Origin of the sequence: Metabacillus idriensis (assembly GCF_009674765.1) — a bacterium.
GTDB classification, from domain to species: Bacteria; Bacillota; Bacilli; order Bacillales; family Bacillaceae; genus Bacillus_P; species Bacillus_P idriensis.
Window position 1 is genome coordinate 259117 of record NZ_WKKF01000003.1, and the last position, 20712, is coordinate 279828.

17 protein-coding genes and 2 pseudogenes are annotated in these 20712 nt (G+C 41.4%); 6 read left to right on the plus strand and 13 right to left on the minus strand.

Annotated features, from left to right (window positions below):
• Positions 1-430 precede the first annotated feature (430 nt).
• A pseudogene (locus tag GJU41_RS14250) lies at positions 431-1095 on the plus strand (cupin domain-containing protein).
• Between the two features lie 46 nt (positions 1096-1141).
• On the opposite strand, the gene rbsK reads toward GJU41_RS14250, so the two are convergent.
• The 7 genes from rbsK to GJU41_RS14285 form a co-directional block, all read right to left on the minus strand.
• Positions 1142-2062 (minus strand): ribokinase, encoded by a 921-nt coding sequence (gene rbsK, locus GJU41_RS14255; protein WP_070879525.1) that lies wholly within the window; start codon positions 2060-2062, stop codon positions 1142-1144.
• 13 nt (positions 2063-2075) lie between these two features.
• On the minus strand, positions 2076-3089 hold the full coding sequence (locus tag GJU41_RS14260; protein WP_070879524.1) for an aldose 1-epimerase family protein: 1014 nt from the start codon (positions 3087-3089) through the stop codon (positions 2076-2078).
• 80 nt (positions 3090-3169) lie between these two features.
• The gene (gene fucP / locus GJU41_RS14265; protein ID WP_070879523.1) at positions 3170-4510 is read right to left on the minus strand and encodes an L-fucose:H+ symporter permease; all 1341 of its coding nucleotides are present in this window, start codon (positions 4508-4510) and stop codon (positions 3170-3172) included.
• A gap of 45 nt (positions 4511-4555) precedes the next feature.
• Entirely contained in the window at positions 4556-5221 is a 666-nt protein-coding gene (gene deoC / locus GJU41_RS14270) for a deoxyribose-phosphate aldolase (protein ID WP_070879522.1), read from the minus strand.
• Between the two features lie 96 nt (positions 5222-5317).
• Positions 5318-6340 (minus strand): LacI family DNA-binding transcriptional regulator, encoded by a 1023-nt coding sequence (locus GJU41_RS14275; RefSeq protein ID WP_070879521.1) that lies wholly within the window; start codon positions 6338-6340, stop codon positions 5318-5320.
• Positions 6341-6579: 239 nt separating this feature from the next.
• Positions 6580-7287: a M48 family metallopeptidase gene (locus GJU41_RS14280; protein ID WP_070879520.1), complete on the minus strand. Its 708-nt coding sequence runs from the start codon at positions 7285-7287 to the stop codon at positions 6580-6582.
• Between the two features lie 6 nt (positions 7288-7293).
• Complete coding sequence (locus tag GJU41_RS14285) at positions 7294-7806, minus strand: YehS family protein (protein ID WP_070879519.1); 513 nt, start codon at positions 7804-7806, stop codon at positions 7294-7296.
• 227 nt (positions 7807-8033) lie between these two features.
• On the opposite strand from GJU41_RS14285, the gene cidR reads away from it, so the two are divergent.
• From cidR to GJU41_RS14300, 3 genes are all read left to right on the plus strand, one after another.
• The gene (gene cidR / locus GJU41_RS14290; RefSeq protein ID WP_070879518.1) at positions 8034-8930 is read left to right on the plus strand and encodes a cidABC operon transcriptional activator CidR; all 897 of its coding nucleotides are present in this window, start codon (positions 8034-8036) and stop codon (positions 8928-8930) included.
• Positions 8931-9181: 251 nt separating this feature from the next.
• On the plus strand, positions 9182-9700 hold the full coding sequence (locus GJU41_RS14295) for an acyl-CoA thioesterase (RefSeq protein WP_070879517.1): 519 nt from the start codon (positions 9182-9184) through the stop codon (positions 9698-9700).
• A gap of 11 nt (positions 9701-9711) precedes the next feature.
• On the plus strand, positions 9712-10086 hold the full coding sequence (locus GJU41_RS14300) for a hypothetical protein (protein ID WP_224771434.1): 375 nt from the start codon (positions 9712-9714) through the stop codon (positions 10084-10086).
• A gap of 343 nt (positions 10087-10429) precedes the next feature.
• Here GJU41_RS14300 and GJU41_RS14305 read toward each other — a convergent pair whose 3' ends face one another.
• The 3 genes from GJU41_RS14305 to GJU41_RS14315 form a co-directional block, all read right to left on the minus strand.
• Positions 10430-10870 (minus strand): cell wall hydrolase, encoded by a 441-nt coding sequence (locus GJU41_RS14305; protein ID WP_070879515.1) that lies wholly within the window; start codon positions 10868-10870, stop codon positions 10430-10432.
• 136 nt (positions 10871-11006) lie between these two features.
• A complete protein-coding gene (abc-f, locus tag GJU41_RS14310; RefSeq protein ID WP_070879514.1) occupies positions 11007-12905 on the minus strand; it encodes a ribosomal protection-like ABC-F family protein in 1899 nt (632 codons plus the stop codon).
• Positions 12906-13370: 465 nt separating this feature from the next.
• On the minus strand, positions 13371-13622 hold the full coding sequence (locus GJU41_RS14315) for a hypothetical protein (RefSeq protein ID WP_070879513.1): 252 nt from the start codon (positions 13620-13622) through the stop codon (positions 13371-13373).
• A 242-nt stretch (positions 13623-13864) separates the two neighbouring features.
• Here GJU41_RS14315 and GJU41_RS14320 point away from each other — a divergent pair, with 242 nt between their 5' ends.
• Together GJU41_RS14320 and helD are read left to right on the plus strand one after the other, a co-directional pair.
• The gene (locus GJU41_RS14320; RefSeq protein WP_224771435.1) at positions 13865-15352 is read left to right on the plus strand and encodes a DHA2 family efflux MFS transporter permease subunit; all 1488 of its coding nucleotides are present in this window, start codon (positions 13865-13867) and stop codon (positions 15350-15352) included.
• A gap of 386 nt (positions 15353-15738) precedes the next feature.
• The gene (gene helD, locus GJU41_RS14325) at positions 15739-18078 is read left to right on the plus strand and encodes an RNA polymerase recycling motor HelD (protein WP_154319003.1); all 2340 of its coding nucleotides are present in this window, start codon (positions 15739-15741) and stop codon (positions 18076-18078) included.
• A gap of 63 nt (positions 18079-18141) precedes the next feature.
• Here helD and GJU41_RS14330 read toward each other — a convergent pair whose 3' ends face one another.
• The 3 genes and pseudogenes from GJU41_RS14330 to GJU41_RS14335 form a co-directional block, all read right to left on the minus strand.
• Positions 18142-18537 (minus strand): VOC family protein, encoded by a 396-nt coding sequence (locus tag GJU41_RS14330; RefSeq protein WP_070879511.1) that lies wholly within the window; start codon positions 18535-18537, stop codon positions 18142-18144.
• A gap of 664 nt (positions 18538-19201) precedes the next feature.
• Positions 19202-19513 carry a DUF5661 family protein gene (locus tag GJU41_RS25030; RefSeq protein ID WP_170292805.1) on the minus strand — a complete coding sequence of 104 codons (312 nt, stop codon included), beginning with the start codon at positions 19511-19513 and terminating at the stop codon, positions 19202-19204.
• 18 nt (positions 19514-19531) lie between these two features.
• Positions 19532-20083 (minus strand): annotated as a pseudogene (locus GJU41_RS14335) (cupin domain-containing protein); the annotation flags it as partial.
• Positions 20084-20712: the final 629 nt, after the last annotated feature.

The window sequence follows — 20712 nt, forward strand, 5'->3', positions numbered from 1 at the left end:
ACAAGATTTATATGTGAATCCTCCTGTTTTTCTTCTATGATTCTTCTAATTCCAACATGAAATTACAAATCTTTGTCTTGCGGCTCTTTTAGTTTCTCAGTTCAGATTCTCATGCTTTTTAAGTTAAAAATGGATTGTCAGTCTATGAATCTATTTTTATCATTATCCATGTATTTGTATTTTAATAAAAAGGGGGATTCGATGAAAAATTTTATCGAAAAAGCATTCCCTGGCCGCACAGAAGAGCGTTTGTCTACCTACAGTCAGGTATTGAATGAGCTTTTGAAGCATATGGACAAAACAAGCACCTCTAAATAAGACAAGCCTGACCTTCAGAGGGTCAGGCTTTTTTGAAATAGGCATCTGTCACGCATTCTCCGCCCCATCATAGAATGAAAGGACTATTTTCAGGGAGGCTGACAGAGTGGCCATTTTAGAGATTGACTATACATCTTCAAAGAACAAATATACTTCGATTTGAACAACAACCAGCTGTTTAAAGGAGACGCGCGTAATTACATCAATGCCCTCGGGCGCAACAACATGAACACCCTTGGCAACGTCTCGCTGCTTGATATCTTTTTGAGCAAAGGCAAGTATGTAGAACCGCATATTCACCAGAATGCGTCGGAGCTGGTTTATTGTGTATCAGGCTCTGCCGTTGTTTCATTCATCAACCCGTTTACAAATCAGCTGATCAATCTTCCGATTAAACCGGGCCAAGTGGCAAATGTGCCGCAGGGATTTTGGCATTATGAAGTGGCTGTGGAAGATAATACCCATCTGATTGCCATCTTTGACGCCCCGTACCCGCAAGCCATTTTCGGATCTGACATCATGCGCTTAACGCCAGCCAACGTCATGGCAGACACTTATTGCCTGGATGAAGGCAAATGGAAAGAAGCAATCGCGTCAATCAAAAAGACCGTCATCATTGGCCCATCCAATGACTGCAATGGCAGACAGGAGTTTGAACCGCCGGTTACGGCTTATCCGCAGCAGTGGCCAGCTTACAATCCTTATGCAGCGCAGTATTACAATCCGCAGGGGCAGACTCAATATTCTTATCCTGCGCAGTATAATCCGTATTACTGAGTAAATAAGAAACAAGACAGGAAGCTCTGCTCCTGTCTTGTTTCTATTAAGCCTGGATTTTCAATAACTCTTCAACTTCCTCCGCCGTCGGATAAGAAGACTGTGTTCCACGTTTAGTAACACTCAATGCCGCAAATGCTGTCGCCATTTTTATCGCCTGAAGCAGGTCCCCGTTTTTCGCATAGTAGTGTGCAAAGCATCCAATGAATGCATCGCCTGCTCCAGTGGTATCAATCGCTGCCACTTTATGTGACTCGATAACTTGTGTTTTATCCTTCGTAACCCACATCACGCCGCGGCTGCCCATTGTCACAATGACATCTTTTACTCCTTTTTCAATCAGGACGGTTGCTGCTGCTTTGACTTGCTCATCAGACTCTACTGGCATGCCAGTTAAGATCTCAAGTTCGCTTTCATTCGGGATGAAAAAGTCACTTTTGCATACATATTCAAAATCCAAGTCCTTAGATGCAGGTGCGGGATTCAAGATAACCGGAATGCCATGCTTGTTTCCAATTTCAATTGCGCGGTAAACCGTCGGCAGCGGAACTTCAAGCTGAAGAACAATAAGGGAGCATGTCTTAAGCTTTTCAGCTGCACGGTCTACATCCTCTGGCTGCAAGTGCTGATTCGCTCCTTTAATGATAAGGATGCGGTTTTTTGATTCCGGGTCTACGAAAATAGGGGCAACTCCGCTTGATGTGCCTGGCACTTTCTCTGTAAATTCTGTATCGATACCGTAGTTTTTTAGGTTTTGAATTGTATTGTCTGCAAACAGGTCATCCCCAACTTTTGTGACCATCATGACGTTAGAGCCCATTTTGGCAGCTGCAACAGCCTGGTTTGCTCCTTTGCCGCCGCACCCGATTTCAAAGTCAGGCGCCTCAAGTGTTTCTCCTTCTTTAGGCATTTTATCAATGTATGAGATAAGATCCACCATGTTGGATCCGATAACTGCTATATCCATGTTCTTTTCCTCCTTATTTCTTTCCGGTTACAACGGTGAATGACCGTTCTTCCCCGGCTTTAAGCGAAATTAATGTTCCTGCTTTTTCAGCAGCCTTGAAGCCTTCAGGACGGCATGTTGCCGGCAGGACAAACGCTCCTACCTGCTGGTCCGTATTATGTAATAACCATCTTGTAGCATATTTTAATTCCGCTGTTTTAAATTTTGTAAAGAATGTCACATCATTAGGCGATACCATTTCAAACTCTGCTATGTCTTCGTATTGGTTGAGTTCATCTGCAAAAAACACAATCTCAGGGTCATACATATCTGGATTGGTTAATTGAGTGAGCGATTCTTCGCCATTCAATAGCTTCTTATTATAATTCAGCCATTTTTCAGTCGGCTTCACATGACCTGGAATCGATTCCCTAAGCTTAAAAGCATCCTGTGGAATATTCTGCTTCATCACTGCCTGATCAAGATAGGCATAGTTTGTATGGCACATATATTGAAGCGGCATTTCTGCACCTGAGAGGTTTTTCACTGTCATATTCATCTTAATGAATGATTCCCCGCTTACCATTTCAACGCTCGGTGAAGCCATGTAATGATGGCCGAAGCCTTTGACATACTCTGTTTCACCACATACTTTAATGCCTTTATCCGTAATCTCAAACCACGCTTTGTCCATCACTGAACATGCCATTTCTCCGTGGAGTTCATGATTATCTTCGGGACCAGGACAGCCGTTGCTGATTAATCCAGAGTGAAAAGCAAAGCAGCCATAGGTATCAATCACCTGTTCTGCCTTTTTCGGCTGAGAGAACATGTTTTTCATTTTCAGATCGGCACCGTCAAATTCCAAATCCCAAATCATTTGCCCCATATATGGAAGCACAACCATTCTGCCGCGGGAATTTTTCAGTTCAATCGCTTCAACACCAGATGGATATTTAAATAAGCTTACAGTAAATTCAGTGTTTCTGAAAATCACTTTGCTGCTTTCTGAGAAAAATGCACGCTGTAATTCTATCATACCTGTCATTCTTTCCATTCCTTTCAAGCCCATATAGATTTGGCAGCCAGGTAAAAGGCTGCCTTATCTATTGGATTGGAGTCTAAGTCTTACGCTGTGGCTTTTGTTTTTACTTGCTCAGCGTTTTTTTGTGTTTTCATTTCACCGTAGAAATAAAAACCTACATAAACGAAGCAAGCCATTGATACAAGGAAAGACGTCTGCATTGAACCAAAGATGTCAGAAGCAAATCCCTGAACGGCTGGGACAACAGCTCCCCCGACAATCGCCATCACTAGAATGGCGCCAGCTGTTTCTGTGTATTTTTTCTCTTTAACGACTTCAAGCGTTTCTGCATAAATCGTCGGCCAGCACGGTCCAAACAGCATGCTCACGGCAACCGCTGCATACACCGCTGTCATGTTCGGCACGAATGCCACATAAGCAAGCAGAGCTGAACCGATAATTGAATAAGTAACCAATACCTTCGATGGTGAAAAACGAGTCATCAAGAAATTCGCGATGAATTTACCAATAAAGAAGGCAATAAAGCTGTATACCATAAAGTTTGAAGCTGTACGTTCATTAATATCAGGATTAAGATCCAGTGCTAGACGAATCGTAAAGGACCAGACTGTTACCTGCATTCCTACATATAAAAATTGAGCGGCAATTCCTTTGCGGAAACGTTTGATGCCAGCTAAGTATTTAAGTGTCTGCAAGATGCCAGGTGCTTTCTCTGAAGCTATGGTGCTTTTCACTTCCGGTTTACAAGAAGGGAATTTCGTAAGAACAAACAGAACAAGCACACCGACAAGAACGAAAATAATATATTTATAAGGTTCAAGAGTATGCTCTAGCATTTTTAATCCAAAAGCCTGTGCTTCTGCAGGAGTCATCGTTGCCATTTGTGCTTCAAGACTAGCGCCTTCCTGGAACACAAGATATTTTCCAAGCAGGATTCCGGAAATGGCACCAATCGGGTAAAACGTTTGGCTGATGTTCAATCGAAGAATCGCATACTTGCGCGGTCCGATCATTGAACTATATGTATTCGCAGCCGTTTCAAGAAAACCTAAGCCAATCGCGATTGAAAAAATGGCAAATAAGAACATCGTGTAAGTGGCCATATGTGATGCCGGGTAAAACAGTGAACAGCCCACAATATAGAAAAGCAAACCTGTTAGAATTGCAAATTTATAATTTGTTTTTTTAATGACCATAGAAGCAGGAATCGCTACTAGGAAATAGCCTCCGTAAAAAGCACTTTGTACTAAAGCGCTTGCAAAATCACTAAGTTCAAACACATGCTTGAACTGTGTAATCAGAATATCATTCAAGCTTGCCGCCACTGCCCATAACGGGAACAGCAGAGACAAGAGGATAAACTGAAAAATCGGTGTGCGGTTCAAATACCCATCCTGAAGCTGAATAATGTTGTTTGCTTTCATTTCTAACATCCCCTTTTGTCCTTTGTAATCTATTACTCTATAAAATTAGTATCCGCCTTCAACAGCTTCACCGTTCATAATCTTTACACCTGAGCTTGCCCCGATGCGGTTCGCACCAGCCTCAGCCATCGCTCTCAAATCATTCAAATCGCGAATGCCTCCAGATGCCTTTACGCCAGCCTTGTCTCCAACAACCTTTCGCATTAACGTTACATCTTTAACCGTCGCTCCCCCTGTTGAAAATCCAGTAGACGTTTTGACAAAATCGGCACCAGCGCTAAGGGAAAGCTCACAAGCGCGTACCTTTTCTTCTTCAGTAAGCAGTGATGTCTCGATAATGACCTTCACAATCGCTTTTGATTCAGCGGCTTCAACAACCGCACGAATGTCAGCTTCAACCGCTTCTTCTGATCCTGATTTTAAAAGACCAATTGAAAGCACCATGTCCACTTCTCCAGCGCCATTTTGAATCGCATCCGCTGTTTCTGCAGCTTTAACTGCAGCTGTTGAAGCTCCGAGAGGAAAACCAATAACGGTACAAACCTTTACATCGCTCCCTTTAAGCTCCTCTGCCGCCGTATTCACCCATACCGGATTTACACAAACTGACGCAAATCCATATTCTCTCGCTTCTTCACAAAGTTTCACAATTTGTTCTTTTGTTGCCTCTGCTTTTAACAGCGTATGGTCAATCATTTTTGCTGTATTCATATCCTTATCTCCTCTTTCTTAAGTTAAAATAAAACGCTTTCATTATATAGAAAGGCGTTGGATCAAATTTGATCCATGATCGCCCTATTCTCATTCTCACATTGGCTGACTCGCTAATCGGCAAGATTCCCTGATCTTCAGCTCTGGAGACAATAAATACTCCCGCTTCGGAAGAGCTCCTTTAAATGAAATCCTTTCATGAAGCAGCTGAAAAGCGATCTCTCCAATCGCATTCATAGGTCTTGCAACGACACTAAGCTTCGGATTCAAGAATGTCGCAATGTCTACTTCATCAAACCCAATGAACGAAACCTCACTTCCAAGCTTCCAGTTCAATTCATCCAGCGCTTTCATACAGCCGATCGTCATCAAGTTGTTGGAAGAAAAAATCGCAGTCGGCTGATCATCCAGTTCAAAAAGCTTTTTTGTACTTTCGATACCGCTCTGCTCCCCGAAATCTCCATGAATCACATACCGCTCGTCCAATTCAATGTTGTAATCCTCAAGCGCCTTCTTATAACCTAAGAACCGCTCAAGTCCAGGGGTCGTGCTCTGCGGACCACATATGATCGCAATCTTTTCATGCCCCTGAAGTATCAAATGCTGAACCGCCTGGTAAGAGCCTTTCTTGTTATCCACCAGAACTGTATCCACTTCGAACTTCTTAATGCTGCGGTCAACCGCCACTACCGGAATCCCCTGCTCATGAAGCAGCTTCAAATGGTCCCCATTTTCATTGGCCGTTGTAATAATCACACCGTCCACACCGCGCTCAATAAAATTCTTTACAATCTCCTCTTCCACTTTCGGAGATTCATTGGTACTGCTCAAAATCGTAAAGAATTCCTTCTCACGGGCTTTCTGTTCAATCCCTGCCATAACCAGAGGAAAGAACGGGTTCTTGATATCAGGAACAATCACGCCAATAGTATTCGTTTCTTTTCGCTTCATCGTTCTGGCTGCTGCACTGCGGATATAGCCAAGTTCCTCAATTGCCTTAAGGATCCGCTCCTCTGTTACCCTGCGAACCCCACCCTGATTATTGATAACCCTGGACACAGTTGCAATCGAAACATCTGCAAGCTTAGCCACATCCTGAATATTTGGTTTTGCTTCCACTTATCAACACCCCAAAAATGTAAACGTTTAGATTTTTTTAGAAGAATAGGTATTAAACATGATTTCAACTACGTAATCGTCACTCTTAAAATGTAAACGTTTAGATTTTATTCTTGGAATTAGATTAGCATGTTTGATTTCTGATGGCAAGATTTTTTTGAAGACGGTTTCAAATTTATATGTTAATAAAAAATAAGGTGATTCTTATGCTTCCCAATAAACAAAAGAACCACCTTTATTTAAACCGTCATCTTCCAACTAGAAACAGCCAACCAATGCTCCTGCTCCTTATACCCCGGCATTATCTTTCCAACCAAACGCCAGAATGACCGGTCATGATTCAAATGAACCATATGACACATTTCGTGAACGACGACGTAATCAATCACTTTCATCGGCGCCATGGCCAGCTTCCAGTTAAAGGTCAGCTGCAGGTTGCCATCACAGGTTCCCCAGTTCTTTTTGCTGTCCACGATGCGAACCGAACGAGGCTTCATTTTAAAGTTGCTTTGGTAGGACTTGATGCTCTTTTCGACGATCGTTTTACATTGCTGATAATAGAATCGTTTCAGCGCCTGTTTGATTTTTTCATCCTCAAGCTGCTTTACATAGATCTGCAGCTTGTCTTCTTTAAACACGGCATGATCCTGCTGGATGGTTTCATCATGAACAATCTGGATCGGATAGTCCCTTCCCAAATAAAGAAACCTCTCTCCATGTTCATAAACTTTCTCTTTCGGCCCAAGCAGCCGTTCCTTCATTTCCTTGGCTTTTGCCTGTATGAGATCCCAGTTTTCTTCTAGAGCCTGAAGCACACGTTCATCAGATGTTCCTTTCGGAGCCAGAACCTCTACATTCCCATATTGGTCCATCCGAAGGACGATGGACATCCGCTTTTTGTACGTAACCTCAAACTGGATGGTTTCGCCAGAGTAAGTATGAATCATCCTCGCTTAAGCTCCTCTGTATTTAACAGCTAATCCCTTTAAGAAGTTTCTAGCGAATTTATCCCCGCACTCTTTGTAATTCTTATGGCCTTCTTTTCGCAATAAAGCGCCTAATTCCCCTTTTGTCACATGGATGCCCGCTTTTTCGAAGACATCAAGCATGTCCTCACTTGTCATTGCGAGGGCGATTTTCACTTTCTTCAAAAGAAGATTGTTCACATTAGCGCTTCTCCCCAAAGTCAATTCCGGTGTTTCAGGCTGGCCCGGCTTTTGCTCCTGTTTGCCTCTTTTAAACGTAACGAAGCCATTTAAAAAGGACTCGAACATCACATTGTCACATTTAATGTTCTCTTCATCCTCAGCGATCTCATCGTCGTAGCTGTCTTTTGATTTAGTGAGGATTTTAGGCAAATCTTGCCTGCTCACTTCAATCCCGCCAAGCTTAAAAATCTCAACCATTTCTGTATTTTTTAGATCGAGTGCGTATCTTAATCGAATTAAAATATCGTTATTATCCATCTTAAAACCTCCTATTAGCGTGCAGTTCCATCAAAACCTGTCACTACATTTTAAACCACTCTTATAGTGAATGGCTACTTCACTTTCTACTTTCACTTCACTGCTTCTTTTTTTACTAAGAAATAGGATATACTATAGCAAAGGATAGGATCGCTAGCTATATAGAATATCTGTTATTTCCAATCAAAGTGGAAACATAACCTAAAACCACAAGCAGGTGTACGATTTTGGATATCAAACATTTACAATATTTTATTGAGGTGTCGAATTTTAATAGTTTTTCCCGTGCGGCGGAACATTTATTTATCACCCAGCCTACTATTAGTAAAATGATTAAAAATCTTGAGACGGAGCTCGGAGTTGAACTTTTTGATCGCTCCCGGAAGAAATTAGCCTTGACCGATGCAGGACAGATCATTTTGGAGCAGGCAAAATTAATTGACAAAGCTTTTAATAATTTAGAAACGGAATTGGACAACCTGACTGGGCTAAAAAAAGGGCATATTCGTATTGGATTGCCGCCAATATTTTATGCGCATTTTTTCTTGAAAATTATCAGCAGCTTTCACGAAAAATATCCCGGGATTACCTTTCAATTAGTAGAAGACGGTTCAAAAAAAATAGAAGAAGATGTGACCAACAATCTTCTTGATGTTGGGATCATTGTTCTTCCGACTAAGAACGACATCTTCGACCATTTCTCTTTTATGGAAGAAGACCTTAAGCTCATTCTTCACCCTTCCCACCGATTAGCAGAAAAAAAGGAAGTCCAATTAGCGGAATTGGCTAATGAATCTTTTATTTTGTTTAATAAGGACTTTGTCTTAAACGATCGAATTATTCTTTCTTGTAACAGTGTAGGCTTTAATCCGCATATTATCTCTGAAAGTTCACAGCAGTCTTTCATTGAGGAAATGGTTGCTTCCAAACTTGGAATTTCTCTCTTGCCTGAGAGTATCTGCGATAATCTAAATACAAATGTAAAGTCGGTTAAAGTAGTAAACCCGTCAATCAGCTGGAACTTAGCGATTATCTGGGGCAAAAATCAATACTTTTCTTACGCTGCAAAAGAATGGCTGCAGTTCACGAAAGAACAGCTCACAAAGGGATTTAGAGATGATTAATTTTATATGATCCATATTCCCGGAAGACGGTTCATTTTTAAATGAACCGTCTTTTTTTTTCTAATAATCTCCTATTTATAAACGGAATAATTGAAAGCATTTACATAGATAAAAGCTATGCTTCGGATAAAATATAACCATTTTACTTACAATCGAGCGCGGCGTACACTTGTTTTAGGTAAAAAAAAACCTTTAATCACGTGGATATAGTATTTACTAACTAGCATCCATTCATGAAAGGAAGCATTTTAATGGAAGCAAAAAAAGCAAAAGAAAGCCGCATTATTAATACAGCTCAAGTATTATCATGCGATTTAAATAACTATAATACACTGTTTGGCGGAGTTTTGATGAAAAAGCTCGATGACGCCGCAACTTTATCAGCCCGCAGACATTCTCGAGTGAAAGAATGCGTAACGGCATCTACTGACCATATCGATTTCTTATGCCCTATTCATCAGACTGACTCAGTCTGTGTCGAATCGTTTGTAACTTATACAGGAAAAAGTTCTATGGAGATTTTTTGTAAAGTGATTGCCGAAGATATGATGAATGGCAATCGCAGAATTGCTGCTACAGCATTTCTGACTTTTGTAGCCTTAGATGAAAATAAACGGCCTGTAGAAGTTCCGAGTATCATTCCTGAAACAGAAGAAGAAGCATTTCTTTACGAAACAGGGAAAGAAAGAGCAGAAATGCGCAAATTAAGAAGACAGAAAAGTAAAGAATTAGCTGCGTATATTTCATTGGATAAACCTTGGGATAATTAAGAGGAGGAAGTATGATGATCACTTTATCTAGTATTGATGAATTGAAAGATACTAAAGAAGCCCTTGAGAAGTTAAAAAGAGACTATCCAGACCTTTTTGAAAAATTGTTGGATATGGTTTTTCTTACTCGTGCCTTTCAATTTAAATACCATTACCTGGGATGTTTAATTATGAATGAAGATCCTGGTGTATATACCCCGAAATTTGCATATGGATCGGTTTTAGAATTGTATAAAAAAGAATTGCAAAAATTAAAAAATGACCTTGATTTCCCAGTACTAAAACAAACTTTTTCTGAATACAGAAATACAGGTTACTCAAAAATCAGTCAATTAATACTTGGCATGACACCTGAATCATTGGTAGGCGCTTCTATTATTAAGTAATATGACTAACAATGTTAAAAAGCAGGAATCTTAATTCAGACGAAAAAAAGGGTACGAAATTGCACAGCAATTTGTACCCTTTTTTTGTTAAAAACGAGCTTTAATGTGCACATTGTAAGGTGTTTTGCTGATGTGAAATAACTTCATGAATACTGCCCCCTCTCTGCTCAACCTGAAGAGTGACTGCAAGGGTAAGTATCTAAATACCGTTAAATCAACATATAGCATAAGACCACTTAAAGTGGTCCTCACCCTTAATGTATATTAAACTAACGTACTGAGCACCTGAAAATTTTGTTTTTTGGCATCTCAGGTAATTTTACAGGAAAATTCCAGAATAAACTTATCCAGAATAAACATTATCACATGTCCCTGGTTTAGGCTCATAAAAGCAATGCTTTTTAAATTGACCCGAAAAAGGCTGATCATACCAAGTTGGAGGACATGGAGCATATGGATTAAAATACCATAGAGCAAATTTTGCCGGATGCTCTCTCCAAAAGTCCAAATTCTTTTTTGCTAATCTTTTTTCAACCGATCTCGCTCTATTATAAAATACATTTCCTTTTTGAACTGCTTCAAAAGAGTAATTCCCTCCCTGCACTTGATAAATGACTTGTGGAATGGTCCTCAAGTTTTTAAAGTCTATACAATTTCCTTTAAGGCGATTCACAATGACATTTCCAACATATAACATCCCTTGTTGTCCTTCACCCTCGGCTTCCGCTCTCATCATCCTGGCCATTAAGGCAACGTCTGAATCTGTGTATTTTACTCTTGGCATTTTTCCACCCCAAAAATATAGTATGAACAATAGCCCATATTGATGTCATTGTTACTAAAATAATGAAAAATGAGCCTGAATCCAGACGTACATTCAGCCTGATTAAAAAATTGATCTGTGTACTTCATTCTTTTTCTTACTCAAGGCCGACCCAAACCTCCATCGCCTCATCGAGTTGCTTGCTCACCATCACTTTCCGCTCATACATCCGGCTAAGTTCTTCATACTCCAACTCGCCTGCCATAGCTGCCTCAAGCTCGCTAAGCTCCTTTTCAAAACGTTCAATCTCGGACAGAGCCAAAGCCTTTAAATCCACATCAGTTACAGCTTCCACTCTGTGTTTCTTGCTTTTCACCATTTGAGTTGCAGTAATCTGCTTCGCTTTCTCCAGTTTATACTCATCGTAATTTCCAAGGTAGCTTTTAAACGCACAGTCCTCAAGTGCAACGATCCGCTGGCTGATTTTATTGATAAAATACCGGTCATGCGAGATGAAGAAAATCGTCCCTGCGAACTCTTCCAGCGCTTCTTCAAGGGTCTCAATCGAATCAATATCCAGGTGATTCGTCGGCTCATCCAGGATCAATAAATTAACATCCTGGAAAAGCAGCATCCCAAGCTTGAGCCTGATTCGCTCTCCCCCTGACAAGTGCTTCACCTTCTTGAAGACCGTATTTTTGTAAAACATGAATTTAGCCAGATACTCCCGCGTCTTGCCCTCCGGAATTGAGATATCCTCCCTGAAGCATTCCAGCACCGTGTGATCTTCGTTTTCAAATGTAATTTTCTGCGGCAAATAGGCGGCAATGACGTTGGCACCTGCTTCAACCGTACCGGCATCCGGCTGCTCTTCTCCCAACAGCATTTTTAAAAAGGTTGTTTTCCCGCTGCCGTTCCCGCCGATAAGACCCACTCGCTCCCCGTAGCGAATCATCAACTCAGCGTCCTTAAACAGTACTTTATCCGCATAACTTTTCGAGAGGCCGGCCGCTTTGATCGTTTCATTTCCGGAACGTTCGGCCTGCTTGAAGTTCAGCCTCATATTCCGCCTTTCAAAGACCGGTTTATCAATCCGTTCCATCTTCGAAAGCTTTTTCTGAATGCTCGCAGCCCGTTTGAAGAACTTGTTGTTGTCAGCCCGCATCGCCCAGTCTCTGAGATCTTTTACGGTGCTTTCCATGGAGTTAATTTTCTTTTGCTGCTCCCGAAAATGCTCAAATTGAATCCGCATGTTTTCTTCTTTTTGACTCACAAACGAGGAATAGTTCCCCTTATACGTGATGGATTCCATGTCCTCAATCTCTACGATTTTCGTCACGACATGGTCCAGAAAATAGCGGTCATGGGAGACAATGATGACAATTCCCTTATAGCTCTTCAGATAGCCTTCAAGCCATTCAAGCGCATCCATATCCAAATGGTTCGTCGGCTCATCCAGCAGCAAAATGTCTGGATCATGAACCAGCAGCTTCCCAAGCATGACCGTCGTCTTCTCCCCGCCGCTCAGCAAATCAAAATCCTGATTCAAGAAGGCTTCACTGAACTTCAGCCCTGTGCAAACCTTACATAATTTCTCCTGTATCTCATATCCGCCCTTCCCTTCATACAGCTGAACAAGATCGCTGTATTTAATCAGGGCCTTTTCAAGCTCAGCATCCGCAAGCGTCTTCATCTGCTCCTCTAATGCGCGCATCTGTTTCTCAATCGCATAGACGTCCTCAAATGCCACGTTCAGCACATCCATCACTTTCAGCCCTTCAGGAAACGAAGGCATCTGCTCAAGATACGCCATCGTCGCACCCCTCGGCCTGTGGATCAGCCCCTCATCATACCCGGGACTCGATGTCTGCGGATAACCCGGATAATAATGCATCTTCTCAATTCCGGCAATCAGCTTCAAAACCGTACTCTTTCCACTCCCATTGGCCCCAACAATACCAACTTTATCTCCTGCATACACCTCAAAACTGATATCTCTAAGCACAAGCGTAGCATCCATATATTTCTTAACACCCTGCAACGTCAACTCAAACACAAAATCCCCTTCTTTCATGATTATGTGAGTTACGCCGTCTATGGACAGGGCAAAGAAGACAGTTACTATTCATTTTTTATATGCAAAAAGGCCGCAAGAAGATGTCTCTTCTTACAGCCTAAAATCGTCAGTGATTATGATTCAGGTAAACTCAAATAAGCAGGCGTCTGCATAAATGCACAGAACATGCCTGTATCAGCACCACTGTTTAAACAAACAGCCGACCCGCATCATCTCAATTTTAGAAAAGTAAGCGATCCTCTAAATTGCCAACATTCCATAAAGAGCATAACCAAATAAACCTAACAACCTAGGCAAATTTATACTCGTTATAAAATTCATATGAATTTTATCTGGAAATGAATTAGCAATAAGATGGCATCATATGGTTACTTTCCTCCTTTGAGATTTGTTTTATTGTCTCATTTTTACATATATATGTAAATTATTTTATTTGCATTGATTTTAAAACATTAAAAAAAGGCCTAAATAAAAGGCTGTTAATGCTAATTTTAGAACTGCTATACAACATGGCTTGATTAAGAATTGTTTGTATGGATGATCTTCTGATAAATCCAGCCAATTATCCTTTTGTGGTTTGCCTTTCTTTTGTTCATTTGCAAAATAGTTTTGCTTTCTATCCCGCTCAAACCTGCATTCTTTCGTTCGCTGGTAAAATAAACTCTTTTCTTTCCCCGCGCTTTTCTTCATTTTCAAAAAAAACCTTTTCCTCTTGAATAAACCACTTCTTGCCCGCTAAAATGATTTTTATTCTAAATCCCCAATTTCCTCTGTTTCATCGTTGGCAGAGGGATCTTTTATGTGGTACTATGAATGCGAATATTTGTTCTGTATTTGGCAATAATAAATGAATATGGACGGAAAGCAGGCTGATACTTTCTCAACGTTGATGCAGCAATCTGTTATTTATGCATTTTGAAAACGAAAGGAGAAAGACGTTGAAAAATCAAAACGAATCGGCTCAAAACGCAGGGACATTCGGGAGCAAAGAAAACTTTTTACTGGTCATAATTATGATTCTGGGTGTGTTTGTAGCCATTTTAAATGAAACGCTGCTTAATGTTGCCTTAACCAAAATTATGGATGACTTCGGAATTGAGCCGAGCACGGCGCAATGGCTGACTACTGGTTATCTCCTTGTTATCGGGGTCCTTATACCGGTCACCGCTTATTTAATTCAGCGTTTCACGACAAGAAGCCTGTTCCTTGGAGCTATGGGATTATTTACGGCGGGGACATTTGTAGCCGCTATCGCACCAGGGATAGAAATGCTTTTAATCGGAAGGCTGCTTCAGGCAGCGGGTACCGGACTGCTCTTTCCCTTACTAACTAATGTGGTATTCTCAATCGTTCCTATAGAAAAAAGGGGTTCGGCAATGGGGACCATTGGAATTGTCATTACGTTTGCTCCCGCGATTGGACCCACGCTATCCGGAATCATTGTACAGCATTTCAGCTGGCGGGTTCTCTTTTACGGGGTTCTGCCGATCGCACTGTTAGTGATTATCTTTGCATTTATGAAGCTTAAAAACGTGACGGAGACAAGTAATCCGAAGATTGATCCGCTTTCGCTTCTCCTTTCAACCTTAGGATTCGGAGGGATTGTGTACGGATTCAGCAGTTCCGGAGAAGGACAGGGGGGCTGGTCGAGCTATGAAGTTCTCATTCCACTTATAATCGGCGTTGGTGCTTTAGCCTTGTTTACTTGGAGGCAATTGACGATTACACAGCCGCTGCTGGATTTACGGACATTTAAATACACCATTTTCAGGATGTCAACGGTCATTATGATGATTATCATGATGGCGATGTTTTCCGCGATGATGCTGCTGCCGATTTTTCTCCAGAATGCATTAGGCTACAGTCCGTTGAAGGCAGGTTTGGTCATGCTGCCGGGCGGAATTGTCATGGGAATTATGTCACCCATTACAGGCCGTTTATTTGATAAATTTGGTGCCAAGTGGCTTGCGCTTATCGGGCTTGGGCTGGTCGCGAATACTTTGTGGCAATTTGCCTTCATCACAGTGTCAACCTCCTACAGCACAATTATGATTTTTAATACGCTGTTAATGCTGGGGATTTCAATGGTTATGATGCCGATTATGACCAACGCTTTGAACGAACTGCCGCCTCCCTTATATCCGCATGGCACGGCCATTATCAGTACGCTCCAGCAGGTTGCCGGCGCAGTCGGGACAGCATTGCTTGTCTCTATCATGACCAATGGTTCTGCTCGTTTTATGGAAAGTACGCTGATTAAGGATGACGCTGCTACCTTACAAATTCTAGCGATGATTTCTGGCATGAAAAGTGCATTCTTGTTTGCATTCGGACTAGTTGCCATCGCATGGATCGTTTCATTATTTATCAAACGGGCTGTGCCTGAAGAACAGAGTTTGAAAATGAAGCAAGGTGCTGCGAACTGACAAAGAGGTAACACATTATCAGGGCGGGCTAATCTATGGCTTTTTATTCCCTGGCCAAACAACCAGGGTTTGGCCCTTTTTAAACAATCCTTATACGAAATAAAAAGGCCTTTCATAGTGACCTGAGAAATCTGTAAGAGAATGACATGAACAAAACAAGGCGGGCAAAGTTAATCCTTTGCCCGCCTTGTTTAAGTATATATCAGTAAAAACCGTCAATTTCATTGTTAAAGTATACATTGATAAAAACGGGAAGCTGTGATATATTACTATAGAAACACATTTTAAATATATAATAATATAAATTTATCCCTATTTTAATCTTACAACAAAACCCCTCTTCAGTCAACCCTTATTTTTCAATTTTTTTTAAAGGAGTGCTTTGAATGAACAATGACCTTCGGCAGGAGCAGGAACGATTGGATCAGGTGACCGGGACAATTTCGGAGCAGATCGGCAAGCTTGCAGATGAAGCCGGCCGGCGCCGGAGTGAAGTGGTCCATATCCAAAGGCACTTTTGGGATGAGGTCAAGGTGAACACAGATACGTTTGACGACTATCTTGAGACAATCATCGGCTTAAGGCAGCAGGCGCAGGCCCTGACCGTGAGCCAGAACACTCACAGGCATGCAAAAAGCCGGCTGTCTGTCCTGCAGCGCATGCAAAAAACGCCTTATTTTGGACGTATCGATTTCATCGAAGAAGGAACTCAGGAAGCCGAAAGAGTCTATATCGGCATCTCTACGCTTACGGATTCAAGCGGTGAGGATTTCCTGATTTATGACTGGCGGGCTCCGGTCTCGAGTGTTTACTACGATTATCCGCCCGGTCCAGCTGAATATAAGACTCCCGGCGGCGTCATCAAAGGCAGTCTCGAGAAAAAATGGCAGTACATCATCCGCGGAGGCACTGTAGAATCGATGTTTGACACGAGTCTTACCATTGGAGACGAGATTTTAAAGCAGGTGCTTGGCAAAGGAACAGACAAACATATGCACAGCATAGTGGCCACCATTCAGCAGGAGCAAAACCGGATCATCAGGCATATCAGCAGCAGGCTGCTCATTGTGCAAGGTGCTGCAGGCAGCGGCAAGACATCGGCTGCCATGCAGCGGATCGCTTACTTGCTCTACAAGTATCGGGATCGTCTGAAGGCTGATCAAATCATTCTATTTTCGCCTAATTCGATGTTTAACAGCTACGTATCCAATGTCTTGCCTGAACTTGGCGAAGAGAATATGCAGCAGGTTACGTTCCAGGAATACTTGAACCACCGGCTGAGCAGCTCATTTCAAGTTGAGGATCCTTATGATCAATTGGAATATGTGCTCACCGCCACAGATGATCCTTCCCACAGGACAAGGTCTGCAAGCATCAAGTTCAAGGCATCGGCCCTGTTTTTCGAAACCATAAAAGCATACAGTCAATCGCTTGAAGAATCCGGCATGATGTTTAGAGGGATGAAATTCAGAGGAAAACCATTTGTCTCTGCCAAACAAATCGAAGAAAGGTTTTATAGCAGCGACACCTCTATCCGCTTTTCCAACAGAATCGAGAAGCTGACAGAATGGCTGAGTGAGAAAATCGATGAAACCGAAAAAATCGAGCTGACCAAGCCGTGGGTTCAGGAAGAAATTGAGCTTCTCAGCAAAGATGAGTATCAAAAGGCTTTTGCCTACTTAGAGAAAAAACAGGGTTCGAAAGTCGATCTTGATGATTACGAAAAAGAGATCAAGGTGCTCGGCCGGATGGTTGTCCGCAAGAAGTTGAAGCCGCTCCGGAAATGGGTGCAGGCGCTTCGTTTCGTCCATTTTACAACCATCTATAGGCAGCTTTTTTCAAACCCGGCGAGCATCAACAAGTGGATTGCGGGGAACACACCTGAGGAGTGGGAGGATATTTGCCTGTTGACCATGAACATGCTTAATGAGGGCAAACTTTATTATGAGGATGCTCCGCCGTTTTTATTTTTGAAAGAGCAGATTCAGGGGTTTCAGACAAACACCTCTATTAAGCACGTGCTTGTAGACGAGGCACAGGATTATTCTCCGTTTCAATTCGAGTTTTTGAAACGATTGTTTCCTTCCGCAAAGATGACCGTGCTCGGGGACTTTAACCAGGCAATCTTCGTTCACGCAAGCGAAATGTCCGATTTCCACCCGCTTACCGGCTTATATGGGCCTGATGAAACAGAAGCGATTCTCTTAAACCGAAGCTACAGATCCACTAAACCGATTACCGAATTCACACGGAGGCTCGTTCCTGGCGGAGAACAAATTGCCCCTTTTGAACGCGACGGCGAGATGCCTGTGCTGACACAGATATCCGACCGAGCCGAGCTGCACCGCCGCATCACATCTAAAGTCGCAGACTTTCAAAAGCGGGGGTACCATTCGATCGCGGTCATATGCAAATCCGCTGCCGAAAGCACCCATGCCTACAATGCCTTGGGAAGCATTGAAGACATTAAGCTAGTAAAAAGCGGCTCAGTTGAGTACGAGCAAGGCATTGTTGTCATCCCTGCGTATTTGGCCAAAGGCATAGAATTCGACGCCGTCATCATATATGACGCATCCGCACAAGTATACTTTGATGAGAGCCTTCGCAGATTGTTCTATACCGCCTGCACCCGGGCTTTGCATCACTTACAGCTGTTCAGTGTTGGTGAACCGTGTGCATTTTTGCAGGAGGCATCGAGGGAGAGTTTGATTCAGAGTTCGACTTAAAGGAATAGTAAAAAAGGAAGGAAAGGCATACATTCTGCCTTTCCTTCCTTTTTATCATAAATCCTATTTCGCATTCACATCAGGCTGATGAATCCCAAAGATATTGCCTTCGGTATCAAGGTAGTACCCTTGCCACGCCATTCCGGGCAGCGCATATTTCGGTAATGCCACCTTGCCGCCTTGCTCGATAATTTTCGTTTCCGTTACATCGTAGTTTTCCACTCCCAATGTACAGGAAAATCCATTTAACGGCTGGTTTTGTTCCGGCGGAGGACCTTGTCTCTGCATCAAAGCCCCATTGATTCCGGGTTCATTCTCGTCGCCGGTCACTGCTCCAAAGTAAGGAAGCCCGGCATAATCACTCCAGTCCTGAAATGTCCAACCGAATACCTCTCCATAAAACTTCTTTGCGCGTTCCATGTCGTTTACGTGAATTTCAAAGTGAATTAATCTGCCCATGAGTACCTCCCATATCCCTAATAATTTATGATAATTTTCATAATACTTCTTTATAGTAAATCAATCTCTTACCCAAGTTCAATGATTTATCCCATTTTCTTACATAAGTCTTGCGTTTTTTTATTTAAGGCTCCTGTTATACGTAACACATAAGTATCGTTCGTATCATCAAAAAGATAAAAACACCTGTTGCCTAAAGGGTAATCAACCTTTAAATCCTACATTTAATCTCAATGAAAAAAAGCAGGAACCTTTTAAGGTTTCTGCTTCATAATTTAAAACGAGCTTTGTCACACATTCCGCATGTGTCGACTTCTGGTCACTACTTCAATTGACCATATAAGGGTTAGAAAAACGGTAATGTTAAGATCCTTGTTTTTCTTCAAATAATTTTAATGAATAAAGTTATGTAGCAACTCCGGCGTTATATCATTTATATTTATAAGCTTCTTCAGCTAGTTGGTGACAGAGTGGTGGCATAAAGAAACATACTGCCACCAATTCTATCTGTTTAAATCAGAATAAGGATAAACAAAAGCCTATTTATCAACGTTTTCAATCTTAATCTAATATAATCAGATTCGCTTTACAACGTATGATCCACAACACTCTTCTATAACTAATGGTCAGCCTGATTTCCGCTTGACCATTTTTATCCAGTTCATTATTTTTTCCAATACGCTTTTGCTTCTTCCTCAAGCACTTTCAACCTACTATAATAATCAGGAAATTCACTGAGATGAGCTAGTGCAATTTTTCCAGTAGTGATAGGTTCATCCGCAGTAACATTAGTCTGATTGTATTTTCTTCCATGTTCAAGTTCGGTATTTACTCCCATCCAAAACTCATTTAAATCAAATTTACTATTGGTAAAATCAATACCTAAAAGTAAAGCTATTGCTGCTGCTTCCTCTTTAGAAAAGCTAGTTTTAGAGGTGTTAGAATTTGTTGTATCAATATTTTCGGGTCTAAACATATTTGAATTTTTTATAATTATATTTTTGTCATTACGATGACCATAAGCATCTTCCGTAGCTACTGCATCTGATTTGGTAACATGAATAGTACCAAATGGATGGTTAGGAGGAGCATATATCGAATAAAGTTTTAGCGGAATATTTCCTGTATTGGTTAGATTATGCCATGTTCCAGCGGGTATCATTATTGCAAAATCGTCATAGACATTTCTTTCAAAGTCAAAATTATCTTTACTCTTGCCCATTTGAACAATTCCCTGTCCTTGTTCAATACGTAAGAACTGATCAACGTCAGGATGCATTTCCAAACCGATATCTTCGCCAACATTGAGACTCATTAAAGTAACTTGCAAACGATCCCCTGTCCATAAAGCGGTACGATAGGTTTTGTTTCGCTTCGTAGCCTCATTGATATTAACTCCAAATGGTTCTGATCCATAATCTTTAAAACCATATTGGTTAGTACCCTTAGGAATATTCCTGTAAACAGACTGTCTTTCACTCATTGGTGCATTAACATAATAATGATATTGATTTTGATATGGATAAATACTAGGGACATTGTACATTTTCTTCATTCCCTTCACAGATATACAAAAACATCATATGCCTATCCTTAGGGAATGTTCTTCTATTTATTTTTACTTATAATCTTAAGATCTATATAACACACACAATTCTTAGCAATCAAGCTATCGATGGTCTGTGATACATCTTGCAAAAACGTTTTCCATTTTTCTCCTAAAGATTTGATTAATCCAATATGGAACCTGATCTCATAAGGTTCCACTCCTATGAGATACCCCTTTTAAGATTCTTTCTGTTGTTACAATGATTGAAACAAGTGAAAGTTATGCGCTGAGATATCTAAAGTTTGATATTCATGTAAATTGGCAAGTGGATAAACGGTAAGCTACTGATAAAAAAGGCGGATATGATTTTGTAAAAACTCACATCGATGAAAGATGTCTCGTAATTATTTTCCTTGTTCAATGTTTAAAGCATCTTCTAAAGCACGGAATGAAGCCATTGAGTGGGCTGAGAGCAAATGCCGCTAATCCGCGCCAATGGATTAATCACGATTCTCTTACTCATCCTTCACCACCCCTGTCGTGTCATAGCTAATGAACAGCGCCATGGCATCTGGAGAACCAAACTGAGCATAAAAGAGTCCAATTGAACAGTTGTTTTTCAGTCT

Bases quoted from the DNA above. Each gene is read 5' to 3' on its own strand.
- rbsK (WP_070879525.1), bottom strand. From the start codon at position 2,062: ATGGATATAGCAGTTATCGGATCCAACATGGTGGATCTTATCTCATAC.
- GJU41_RS14260 (WP_070879524.1), bottom strand. From the start codon at position 3,089: ATGACAGGTATGATAGAATTACAGCGTGCATTTTTCTCAGAAAGCAGC.
- fucP (WP_070879523.1), bottom strand. From the start codon at position 4,510: ATGAAAGCAAACAACATTATTCAGCTTCAGGATGGGTATTTGAACCGC.
- deoC (WP_070879522.1), bottom strand. From the start codon at position 5,221: ATGAATACAGCAAAAATGATTGACCATACGCTGTTAAAAGCAGAGGCA.
- GJU41_RS14280 (WP_070879520.1), bottom strand. From the start codon at position 7,287: ATGATTCATACTTACTCTGGCGAAACCATCCAGTTTGAGGTTACGTAC.
- GJU41_RS14285 (WP_070879519.1), bottom strand. From the start codon at position 7,806: ATGGATAATAACGATATTTTAATTCGATTAAGATACGCACTCGATCTA.
- GJU41_RS14295 (WP_070879517.1), top strand. From the start codon at position 9,182: ATGGAAGCAAAAAAAGCAAAAGAAAGCCGCATTATTAATACAGCTCAA.
- GJU41_RS14300 (WP_224771434.1), top strand. From the start codon at position 9,712: ATGATGATCACTTTATCTAGTATTGATGAATTGAAAGATACTAAAGAA.
- GJU41_RS14305 (WP_070879515.1), bottom strand. From the start codon at position 10,870: ATGCCAAGAGTAAAATACACAGATTCAGACGTTGCCTTAATGGCCAGG.
- helD (WP_154319003.1), top strand. From the start codon at position 15,739: ATGAACAATGACCTTCGGCAGGAGCAGGAACGATTGGATCAGGTGACC.
- GJU41_RS14330 (WP_070879511.1), bottom strand. From the start codon at position 18,537: ATGGGCAGATTAATTCACTTTGAAATTCACGTAAACGACATGGAACGC.
- GJU41_RS25030 (WP_170292805.1), bottom strand. From the start codon at position 19,513: ATGTTTAGACCCGAAAATATTGATACAACAAATTCTAACACCTCTAAA.